The sequence below is a fragment of the Arthrobacter sp. TB 26 genome (assembly GCF_000427315.1).
In the GTDB taxonomy this organism is placed as follows: domain Bacteria; phylum Actinomycetota; class Actinomycetes; order Actinomycetales; family Micrococcaceae; genus Arthrobacter.
On record NZ_AUPJ01000540.1, the window covers coordinates 1,868 to 12,319 of the forward strand.

The 10,452-nt window shown below is 67.8% G+C and carries 6 protein-coding genes and 3 pseudogenes (1 of these 9 running past the window's edge); 5 read left to right on the forward strand and 4 right to left on the reverse strand.

Annotation, left to right across the window (positions count from 1 at the left end; translation table 11 throughout):
• The 3 genes and pseudogenes from K789_RS23760 to K789_RS0121170 form a co-directional block, all read right to left on the reverse strand.
• Positions 1-2,961, reverse strand: a pseudogene (locus K789_RS23760) (ATP-binding protein); it reaches 539 nt to the left of the window's first position.
• 184 nt (positions 2,962-3,145) lie between these two features.
• Positions 3,146-3,937 (reverse strand): annotated as a pseudogene (locus K789_RS0121165) (DUF4194 domain-containing protein); the annotation flags it as partial.
• Between the two features lie 2 nt (positions 3,938-3,939).
• On the reverse strand, positions 3,940-5,388 hold the full coding sequence (locus K789_RS0121170; protein WP_024368488.1) for a DUF3375 family protein: 1,449 nt from the start codon (positions 5,386-5,388) through the stop codon (positions 3,940-3,942).
• Between the two features lie 151 nt (positions 5,389-5,539).
• On the opposite strand from K789_RS0121170, the gene K789_RS0121175 reads away from it, so the two are divergent.
• The 4 genes from K789_RS0121175 (at position 5,540) to K789_RS0121190 (ending at position 9,607) form a co-directional block, all read left to right on the forward strand.
• A complete protein-coding gene (locus K789_RS0121175; RefSeq protein WP_024368489.1) occupies positions 5,540-5,950 on the forward strand; it encodes a PepSY domain-containing protein in 411 nt (136 codons plus the stop codon).
• 206 nt (positions 5,951-6,156) lie between these two features.
• Positions 6,157-6,495, forward strand: coding sequence for a hypothetical protein (locus K789_RS0121180; protein ID WP_024368490.1), 339 nt, complete (start codon positions 6,157-6,159; stop codon positions 6,493-6,495).
• 64 nt (positions 6,496-6,559) lie between these two features.
• Complete coding sequence (locus K789_RS0121185; protein WP_024368491.1) at positions 6,560-8,572, forward strand: acyl-CoA dehydrogenase family protein; 2,013 nt, start codon at positions 6,560-6,562, stop codon at positions 8,570-8,572.
• A gap of 165 nt (positions 8,573-8,737) precedes the next feature.
• On the forward strand, positions 8,738-9,607 hold the full coding sequence (locus K789_RS0121190) for a TIGR04086 family membrane protein (protein ID WP_024368492.1): 870 nt from the start codon (positions 8,738-8,740) through the stop codon (positions 9,605-9,607).
• Here K789_RS0121190 and K789_RS0121195 read toward each other — a convergent pair.
• On the reverse strand, positions 9,604-10,041 hold the full coding sequence (locus K789_RS0121195) for a YchJ family protein (protein WP_024368493.1): 438 nt from the start codon (positions 10,039-10,041) through the stop codon (positions 9,604-9,606). The genes K789_RS0121190 and K789_RS0121195 overlap by 4 nt on opposite strands.
• Positions 10,042-10,267: 226 nt before the next feature.
• Here K789_RS0121195 and K789_RS0121200 point away from each other — a divergent pair.
• Positions 10,268-10,452: pseudogene (locus tag K789_RS0121200) on the forward strand (hypothetical protein); the annotation flags it as partial.

A 10,452-nucleotide genomic window follows, 5' to 3' on the forward strand; every position in this document is an offset into this window, starting at 1 on the left:
GAGCCGCTTCACGAGCGTTTCGAGCGATTTGTAGCGGGTGGTGAGCTCGGCGTCGTCGTCCGTTTCCGGGCTGGAGGCACCCGGCGCCAGCGCGGCGGACGCTGCAGTCACGGTCTTTCCCGGACGGCTGTGACGGACCTTGAGCGCGTTCTGGATCGCGTCCTTGAACTGCTTCGCCGTGGCGGGCAGGGTCTGCTTGATGTCGAGTTCCAGGAAGCTGCCCTCGTGGAAGTTCACCTCGGAGAGGATCCCGTTGAGCGGCAGGATGCGGCTGGTGATCGAACGGCGTTCCTCGTCCAGGAGGTGCAGCAGCGTGCTGAAGGATTCATGCGTGCGCTGGTTGAAGAACTGCCGGAATTCGGCCTCCTGCGCGGGCAGGCCGTCGCTGACAATGGCGTGGTAGCGGGACTCGAACTCCCCCGCGGCGCCGATCGAGGTGCCGTGGTCCGCGGAAATCGCCGTCCCCCACTCACGAACGAAGCCCTCGAAGGTCCGCGTGAGCCGCTCCGAGGTGGCCTGCCCACGGGATTCGGCCACATGCAGCTCGGCGAGGAGCCGGGTCCGGACCTGGTTGGCGAGGTTGTCCAGCTCATGCATCTCGAGCACGTCGCCGAAGTCCGCAAAGTACGGTTCCAGCGCCGTGACAGTGGCGTCCGACGGCGGTTGCTGGGCCAGGCGCTGCCGTGCGGCGTCCAGTAGGGAATCGGCGGTGGACAGCTGCGCGTCGACGGCCCTGTATTCACTTTGCAGCACGGCCGCGGCCTCGGTGCTGGACTGGTGCTTGTGCCGGGCCGCCTCGATGTTGGCGCGCAGCGGTTCCAGGTCCGCCTGCGCGGTGAGGGCGTCCTTGAGGCGCTGCTCGATCCGGGCGAGTTCGTCCGCCGCGACGGCGGCCGACACCTGTTCCCAGGGGCGGTGGTCCTCGGCGACGCGGCGCAGGGCCTCGAGCTGCCGGCTCATCCCCTGGTGCGATTCTTCCCGGCTCTGCGCGAGCTCGGCGGCCTTGGTCAGTTCCTGCTGCAGGTCCTCGACCTGTGCGGCCACGAGCTCCAGTTTGGCGGCGTTGTCGAAGCCGAGGACATAGTCCTGCCGGGACGTGTTGCGGTCGTCCTTTTCCACGGTGTGGCGGTTGCGCTTGACCACACCGCCCAGGCTCAGGCCCTTGTCCAGGCGGGCAAGTTCGTCCGGGTCTTCAACACACGGGTAGGCGAAATCGAGGGCGATCCGTTCCCGGATCCACCCGCCCGCGTCCGCTGCCGCACCCACGGCGAGGATGTCCAGCTTGGTGAGCAGATCGCCGTCGGCCGCGTCCTCGACGGCCAGCGCGCCGCCGGCAAGGGGCTTCGAGACGTCCACCGCGCGCAGCGCACCGCGGACGGAATGGTCGTTGAGGTAGCGGGTGATGGCGGCGAAGTGCTCGCCGGGGACCAGAAGCGTGGTGGCGAGGCTGCGCAGGGCACGCTCGGCGGNGGCCGGCCGCCATTGTTCGTGGCCCTCGGCGAGGTCGATCAGTTCGCCGCCGAACGGCATCTGCTCCTCGGGGACGCCGGTGGCCGCCGCGATCGCGCTGCGGTTTTCAATGCTCGACGGCGGCAGCAGGGACTTGCGCGTCTTGAGCGACACCAGTTCCTGCTGGGCGGCGGCGAGCTCCCGCTTCCTGGTCGCGTGGCCGTCGAAGGCCTCGAAGCGCAGTTCCTTGAGCGCCTCCGAGTCGTCCTTGAGCTCGGCCGAGCGGGCGGCCGCGTGCTCGTGCGCCTGCTCCCAGCCGGCCGGGGACCACTGAAGTTCCAGGCCGGCGTCGGCGAGGGCCTTCCGGGCTGATTCCTCCACCTGCTGGCGGAGCTTGAGCCCCACCCGGGCGTTTTCGAGCGACTGCTCGATCGCGGAGATCGCGTTGCCGCCCTGGTTGTTGTAGTCCGCCTCGAGCTGGCGCAGCTCCTTGGCCAGTCCGTCCCGGATGCCGCGTTCGGCGCCGAGTTCCTTGGCTTTCGCCTGGGCCAGCGCTTTGAATCGTTCCAGGGTCTTCTCGTGGACCGTGACGGCCAGTTGCTGCCTGTACGCCTCGAATTCCTCGCCGGCGAGGTCCCGCAGGCGGTTCGCGTCGAGCAGCGACTGGGCATATTCCTTGTTCAGCCCGGGGACCGGTGCCAGCTGGTCGCGCTGCTGCCGGACGTCCTCGAGCCGCTGCCGGATGGACATCAGGTTACTGAACTCCTCGACGACGTCATCCGCCGCGGCCAGCGTGGCGGGCGCGTCCAGGACCTGGTCGCGGAAGAAGTTGTTGACGCTGCCGCCGAGGCCCTTGCCGGCCTGGATGACGCGCAGCAGGGGCAGCGCCTGGTCCGAGTTGATCCCGAGCAGGCGCCGGAAGCGTTCCGCGAAGGCCTTGTGCACATCGAAGACCTGGGCGTCCGGGAAGATCGCGTCCAGCGCCGATTTGGTGAAACGCTTCTCCGCGATGCCCTCGATAGCAGTGAGGTCCAGCGGCTTGTTGTCGATCAGGTAGTACCGCCCGACGCTGGACTCCGTGCCGTTTTTGGGCAGGTCGAACAGCGCCGACACCGTCACCCGGGTGCCCGCGGCGTTGTCGAACGTCAGGGCGACGGCGGACCACGTGGCGCCGGGGCGCTGGAACGCGCTGGCCGAGCCCTCGCCGACCGCCTTGTCCCCCACCTTGCCGCGCATGTACGTGAATGTGGTGCGTTTGTCCTCAACCGCGCCGCCGGCACGCTGGGCCGCGGCCTCGTTGGAGCGCGGCCTCGCATCGAAGACCCGGAGCATCGCGTCGAACAGCGTGGACTTGCCGACGCCGGAATTGCCGGTCAGCAGGGTGCCGTTGCGGTCCACGTGCATTGTGTGGGCGCCATGGAAGGTGCCCCAGTTGACGACCTGGACGAGGGCCAGGCGCATTTGACCCGGGTTGGTGAGCTCGCCCATCGGCAGCATTGTCGCGATGCTCACTTGGCTGCCTGCGCTTCGTTGTTGGCGGGGCTGGGTGACGACGACGGNNNNCCGCCCCCGCCCCTTCGGAGTGGTCACCTTCCGCGGCGCCACCGGACACATGCTCTGCATGCTCGCTCGTTCCTCGCTTAGACGCATGCTGCCGCATGTCCCCGGGGTCGCCGCTGCTGTCCGTCACGGAATCGTCGTCGTTTGCGTCGTCGTCCTCAGCGTCGTCCTCCGCGGGCTTCTCCGCGTCGAGCTCCAGCAGGGGTTCTGTGCCGGAGGGGTCGGTGGAGGCCGCAATGAGGGCGTCGATTTGGGCCGGGATGTCGCCGATGTTTTCGAACGGGAGGGCCAGGGGGAGGGCGTTGGAGATCGTGTAGACCTCGTCCAGGCCGGTGGCCAGGAGGAGCTGGCGGGCCAGGAGCTTGGTGATGGCGCGGTTGACGACGTCGGAATCGCGGAGGGCGTCCTGCTGGCCGGCGGGCTGGTAGTGGGCGACGAGTTCGGCGATTTCCTCGCGGGTGATCGTGGGGTCCGTCTGGGCGGTGACGTGGCGGTCCAGGAGCAGCCGCAGGCGGAGCAGCACGATGGTTTCGACGCGGCTCAGGGCCCGCTGCTGGCGCAGGATGCTGGAGCGGGTGCTGCCGCCGATGGCCTCGGGGTCCACCGGGCGCAGCACGGCCACCTTGCGTTCGTGGTCCAGCTGCAGCGTCAGGAAGAGTTCGGACAGGCGGCTGCGCAGGATCAGCTGGTTGTCCAGCAGGGTGGTCCAGAGCTTCTCGTCCCGGCCGCCGTCGATGTACGGGCCCTTGAGAAGTTTCACGAGGGCCTGGCGGACCTTCATCGGGAGCACGCCGGTGTCCCCCGCGAAGAGCGCGGCGCCGTCCACGAAGGTGTCCCGCGGGGTGACGGTGAAGGGGTCGGCGTGGACGTGCTGGGCAGGCTCCGCAGGCGCGGGCTGCACGTCCGCCGTTGTGATGTCTTCAGTCATCTTCAGTCCTTCTTGAGCGTGACGACCGGCAGGTACGCGGTGCGCGTGGAGCCGTCGATCTGTTCGAAGTCGAGAGTTTCCCAGGCCCCGCGGTCAAAGCCGGCGCCCTCGTGCAGGGCGTGGGAAAGCAGGGCACGGATCGAGTTGATGTGGCGTTCCCCGGCCGGGAGCTGCGCCCAGGCCCCGGCCAGGGTGGAAGCACCGGCGAACGCGGCGCGGACCGCCTCGGGACTCGCTTTCCCGGTCCGCGGCGAGCGCACCCGGTCCGAGTCGCTGAAGGCGATCGGGTCAGCCAGCTTGGGCGGAGCCGCGAATTCGTCCGGGTCGAACAGCTTGACCATGGCCAGGGATTCGAAGCCGGCGTTGAACAGCACCGGGCCACGGACCAGCCCCGGGCGTTCGCGCTCGTACGGCAGGGACCGGATGGCCTGCTCGGCCTCCCGGAGGACCTTGCGGAGCCGGACGGACTGGCGGAAGTCGTCGCTCTGGACGTACGTGTTAAGGCTTTCGCTGAGCTTGCCGTAAATGCGCTGGATCTGGCTGTGCTGGGTCCGCAGTTCCGCCACCAGGTTCTTCAGCGTCTCGCGTTCGTCATGGCTGAGGTCATCCGCGAACTGCCGGCTCAGGACCTCGCCGATCGCCGAACGGAAACGCAACTGCTGCTGCGGGTCCTCCAGGAACGCCGTGAAGGAACGGAAGGTCCTGCCCTCGGGGCTCTGCCGGAGACGCTTGTCCGCTTCCAGCACCTGGGCCATCGTGGCGCCCTTACTCAGGGACTCCTCGATGATCTGGTTGCGGAGCTCGCCCACCAGCTCCTCGATCCGGTCACGCATCTTTTTGTAGTCCGCGGGCAGGCTCGCCGCGAGATCCAGGATGTTCCCGGCGGCTTCCACGGCTTCCTCGTCATCGAGCAGGCCGTCAAAGTCGCCCGAGCTGATGTCCTGGATCAGCTGGCGCCGTTCGCCGATCTCCTCCTCGAGGGACTCCAACCGGGCGCTCTGGTCCGGGTTCGTCTCGTTGGCGAGCTTCTCGACGTCGCCCAGCAGCGTGCCGAGCCGTGAACCATTAAGCGTGGAGCGTTCGCTGGAGAGACTGTCCAGGAAGGCGAGGACCCGGGCGGCGGGTTCGGTGACCTCGTACACGATCTGCCCGGACTGGTTCCGGCGGGTCAGGAAGTTCTTGCGGGTCCACTCATCGCCAAAGGTCTTCCCGTTAGCGGAACCACCCAGCCCCGGGTCCTGGCGGCGGAGCTGCTCAAGGAAGGCGTCGACGTCGGCGTGGAACTGTTCCAGCGGAAGCTGCGGCCGGGTGCGCGTGAAGGAGGCCTGCAGCACGGCTATCACCCATGGCGCCGAGCGGGTCAGCGCCCAGGCGGGACCCTTGGTGAGGAGTTCGAGGTCGCGCAGCCGGGCGCTGATGGCGTCGGCGGAGGACAGGGCGGAGCGGGACACGCACTCTCCTTCAGCTGCCGGGGGATCTGGATGGGCAGCGGATAAGGAAAACTGCCAGCTACAAGGTTAACGCAGGCCCCGGTTTGCATTCATCGTTGTGTGCCGTTGCCTGCGGGAGCAGACTATGAACATCACATGAGAGGAGTTTGTCATGGGCAAAAAAGCACTGCTGATCACGGGAGTGGCGGCCGCGGCGGCGATTCTCGGTGGCGCCACAGTAGCAGTCGCAGCAAGCACCCCGACCGCCGCTTTCCGGCTCCCGGATGCCAGCAACGCCAAGGTCGAACTCGAGCGGTCGCTCCGGGTAGCCACCGCCGACGCACCCGGACACGACGACGATGCCAACCTGCCCGCGCTGACCGCCGAGGACCGGGACAAGGCGGGAAACGCCGCCCTCGCCCGGGTCGGCCAGGGCACGGTGCGCGAAGTCGAGCGGGAAAACGAGGGCGGCACCGCCTACGAGGTGGAGGTGCGGCTCAACGACGGCACCCAGGTTGAGGTGCAGCTCGGTGCCGACTTCCGGGTGCTGGGCCAGGGCTCCGCCGAGCGGGACGACGACTGACCGCGGCGACGGACCACAGCGCGGGATTTCACGGGGCGTGACCGGCAGGCCGTGAGGTCGCCGCAACCGCCCCGTGACCTACGCCCCGGTAGCATTTCGATCCCATATCAAGAACCCCGGCACGCGCCCTGGACTCTGGCTAGCCCATCTCCCGCAACCTACGCTCGGGCTACTGATTCAACCGAAGCAATGGTGCAGGGGGAAGAATGCAGTTCGACCTAAGCGCAGTGGAAACGGCAACGCTGGTGTTCATCGGAACGCTCATGTTCGCCCTGGTACTCACAGTCTTCATGATGACGGCGTCCTTCGCGGCCATGGTCCTGGTGGGTGTCGGCCGGCTCGCCTGGCTCATCGCCGCGACCATCCTGCTGGGGCTCGTCCACGGCATCAACCACGCCTGGGACCGGCTGGTCCATCACGCCGCCAGGGTGGAACTTCCGGGCGGCGGCGCCGGTGACTTCGTCGGGGACATCGCGGCCGAAATTATGGGCCAATCGACCCCTAGCACCGGCACCTACCCGCGGGTAGTCTTGCGGGACAGCTGAAGGGTCCTCCACCCACGGCGGATCCAGGGCTCGAGCCGGTGACCCCGGTCAGAGGAGATGCCCGATGAGCTCCGCCGTTGAAAATCCAGCCACTGAGAATCCCGCCGACAGCCCGGCCGCGGATGTCCCGGTCCCGTCGGAGGCGATCGGTCCCGACGCCACCGCGGCCGACGCGCGGGCCATCACCGAGGCAGCCCGCGAGGCCACCTGGGACCGGCCCAGTTTCGCCAAGGGGCTGTACCTCGGCAGCTTTGACCTCAGCCTCATCCACCCGTGGCCGGAAGCCCCCGCGGACGACGTCGAACGCGGCGACGAATTCATGGCCCGCCTCACGGACTACTGCCGCACGATGTCCGGGCGCACCATTGAGCGCGACGCACTGATTCCGGATGACTATCTCAAGGGCCTCGCCGAACTGGGCGTCTTCGGCATGAAGATCCCCCGCGACTACGGCGGCCTTGGCCTCTCGCTGGTCTACTACGGACGGGCGCTGGCGCTGCTGGGCTCCGTCCACCCCAGCCTCGGCGCCCTGCTCTCGGCGCACCAGTCCATCGGCGTCCCCGAGCCGGTCAAGGTGTTCGGCACCCCGGAACAGAAGCAGGAGTACCTGCCGCGCTGCGCCGCCGGGGCTATCACCGCATTCCTGCTGACGGAGCCCGACGTCGGCAGTGACCCCGCCCGGATGGGCAGCACCGCGGTCCCCACCGACGACGGCGAGTCCTACATCCTGGACGGCGTGAAACTCTGGACCACCAACGGCGTGATTGCCGAACTCGTGGTGGTCATGGCGGTGGTCCCCTCCCGCACCGGCGCGGACGGCACGGTGCACAAGGGCGGAATCAGCGCCTTCGTCGTTGAGATGGACTCCCCCGGCATCACGGTGGAAAACCGCAACGCTTTCATGGGGCTGCGCGGCATCGAAAACGGCGTCACCCGCTTCCACGAGGTCCGGGTGCCGGCGGCCAACCGGCTGGGCCGCGAGGGACAGGGCCTGAAGATCGCCCTCACCACGCTCAATACCGGCCGGCTCGCGCTCCCCGCGCTCTGCGTCGCTTCCGGGCGGTGGAGCCTGAAGATCGCCCGTGAGTGGTCCAACGCCCGCACCCAGTGGGGCCGTCCGGTGGGCAAGCATGAAGCCGTGGGCAAGAAGATCGCCTTCATTGCGGCCAGCGCCTTCGCCCTGGACGCCGTCTTCGAGTTGTCCGCTGAAATGGCCGACGCCGGGCAGAAGGACGTCCGGATCGAGGCCGCCCTGGCCAAGCTGTGGTCCACCGAGATCAGCTGCCGGATCGCCGATGAGCTGGTGCAGATCCGCGGCGGACGTGGCTTCGAAACGGCGGACTCGCTCGAGGCCCGCGGCGAGCGCGCGGTGCCGGCCGAGCAGCAACTCCGTGACCTGAGGATCAACCGGATTTTCGAGGGATCCTCGGAGATCATGAAGCTGCTGATCGCGCGCGAGGCTGTGGACGCGCACCTCGCGGCAGCCGGAGACCTCGCCTCCGAGGACGCGAGCCTGTCCGACAAGGCCCGGGCCGCCGTCGGCGCTTCCGGTTTTTACGCGAAGTGGTTGCCCAAACTCGTCGCCGGGGCCGGCATGGACCCGCGTTCCTACAGCGACTTCGGCCGGCTCGCGAAGCAGTTGCGCTTCGTCGAACGGTCCTCCCGGCGGCTGGCCCGGCAGACCTTCTATGGGATGGGCCGCTGGCAGGCGAAGCTTGAGCACAAACAGGCGTTCCTGGGCCGGATTGTGGACATCGGGGCGGAACTGTTCGCCATGGCGGCGGCCTGCTCCCGGGCGGAAATGCTGCTGCGGACTTCCCCGGAGAAAGGAGCCTCCGCCTACGAACTCGCCGAGGCGTTCTGCGAACAGGCCCGCGTGCGGGTGGACGAATATTTTGACCAGCTCTGGAGGAACACTGACGACGGCGACCACATGCTCTCCCGCAAGGTCTTGGCCGGCGACTACGAATGGCTTGAGGCTGGTGTGCTGGACCAGTCCGAAGGCACGGGGCCGTGGATTGCCGACGCCAGCCCGCGCGCGTCCGTGAAGGTGAACCTGCACCGGAAGTACCGCTGACATGGCGCGTCAGCCGTGAGCGCCACCCGGGATCAATAGTAAGCATCCTTGCTACCTTGTGTTGCCCGTGATTAGCTGGACGTGGGACCTGCACACCGGTCTCCGCCTTGCGGTGCCCGGCCCAAACAATGGGCCCGGGTCATTCAGTGAAAGTGAGCAGTCCTCATGAGCAACCCAGCAGGACCCGAAGATCGCACTCCCCGACGCGCACGTGACGAGGAAGCGGCCGTCAGCCAGGACGCCCGGATCCACGATGCCCGGCAGGATGCTGCACGCGACGACACTGTCCGCACCAGCGACACCCGCGCCATCCCGACCGGCGCCGCGGCGGAAACACCCACACGGTCCCAGGATGCGGTCCGCACTGAACCGGTCCGAAGCGAACCGACCCGCAGCCAGCCGGTGACGGCCGTGCGCCACGACGAGCCCGTCCGTGGCACTGTCGTGGAAGAAGTCCCCACCCGCGAAACCGTGGTGGCCCGTGAAAAAGAGCAGTTCGGCGGCATTAAGATCGGTTCGGCCTTCTTTGGCTGGCTCGCCGCCACCGGAATGGCCGTGCTGCTGACCGCGCTGGTCGCCGCCGCCGGCACCGCCGTCGGCCTCGCCACCAATACGGACGTCAATGCGACAGTCACCTCGGGCAACGAGACCGTGGGACTCGTCGGCATCATTGTTCTGCTGGTCATCCTCTTCGTGTCCTACTATTCCGGTGGCTACGTCGCCGGCCGGATGGCCCGCTTTAACGGTGCCAAGCAGGGCTTTATGGTGTGGGTCTGGGCGCTCATCGCCGCCGTCGTCGTCGCCATTCTCGGCGTCGTGGCAGGCCAGCGGTACAACATCCTGGCCCAGCTCAACAGCTTCCCGCGCATCCCCGTCAACGAGGGCGAACTGACCACCACCAGCATCATCGCCGCAGTGGTGGTGGCCGCGGTGGCCCTGCTCGCCGCTGTCCTGGGTGGAACCGCCGGCATGCACTTCCACCGCAAAGTGGACCGCGCCGGGTTCACGCCGGTGGAAACGGTCGAGGACCGCTAGGCGCCAGGCGCTTCGTCAAGGTAGTACCAGCGGCGGTCGACCCGCAGGAAGCGGCTCGTCTCGTGATGGACTCCGCGTTCGCCGTCGTGCCGGAAATGGGCCTTGAACTCAACGGTCCCTTCGGTATCCAGCGGGCCGCCGCGCGTGGTGGAGACGATGTCCAGCCGCCGCCACTGCATTTCCGGATCCAGTTCCAGTGCGGCCGGCCGGGTGTCCGGATGCCAGGTCCGCAGGAGGTAGCCGGCGTCCAGCACGACGAAGGCGCTGTACCGGGAACGCATCAGTTGTTCGGCCGTCGGAGCCTGCGCCGCGCTGCTGTGGAATCGGCTACAGCATTCGCTGTACTGCTCCCCGGAAAGGCACGGGCAGTTGCCGCGGAACGGGGCCGGAGCGGGGCTGGGGGCTCCGGGGTGGGCGGCGTCTGGGGGCGTCATAATCTGTCCTTTCCGGGGGCCGGACCGTGCCGGCAGGGCTCCGTTTCGACTATAGACGCACGATCCGGCGGCACTGGGAGGGCGGAACCCATAACAGCTTTGACACGTCTCCGCGGCGAGGCCGCCCGCCTGCGTGTCCGGGGAAAAAAGTACGTATGGTTAAGGGGTGCCGTTACCGCCGCTCTGGGTGGGACGCGTCGCGGCAAGGCCGGCTAGGAGAGGTGAAATGGGAGATCCGACAACCATCGCCCTCAACCTGACCTTCTTCGGGACCTTGGCAGTGGCGCTCGTCATGTTCTTCGGTCTTTTTCTGGTCTTCGTGGCCACGCTGGTGATCGCTGGCCTCGGCCGCCTGACCGCGGTGACTGTCATGGCTCTGGGACGAGGCCTGTTCAGGACTGGCGGCAGAAC

Excerpts from the sequence above, each read along its gene's own strand:
- K789_RS0121175 (WP_024368489.1), top strand. The coding sequence starts at position 5,540 with ATGGGCAAAAAAGCACTGCTGATCACGGGAGTGGCGGCCGCGGCGGCG.
- K789_RS0121180 (WP_024368490.1), top strand. The coding sequence starts at position 6,157 with ATGCAGTTCGACCTAAGCGCAGTGGAAACGGCAACGCTGGTGTTCATC.
- K789_RS0121185 (WP_024368491.1), top strand. The coding sequence starts at position 6,560 with ATGAGCTCCGCCGTTGAAAATCCAGCCACTGAGAATCCCGCCGACAGC.
- K789_RS0121190 (WP_024368492.1), top strand. The coding sequence starts at position 8,738 with ATGAGCAACCCAGCAGGACCCGAAGATCGCACTCCCCGACGCGCACGT.
- K789_RS0121195 (WP_024368493.1), bottom strand. The coding sequence starts at position 10,041 with ATGACGCCCCCAGACGCCGCCCACCCCGGAGCCCCCAGCCCCGCTCCG.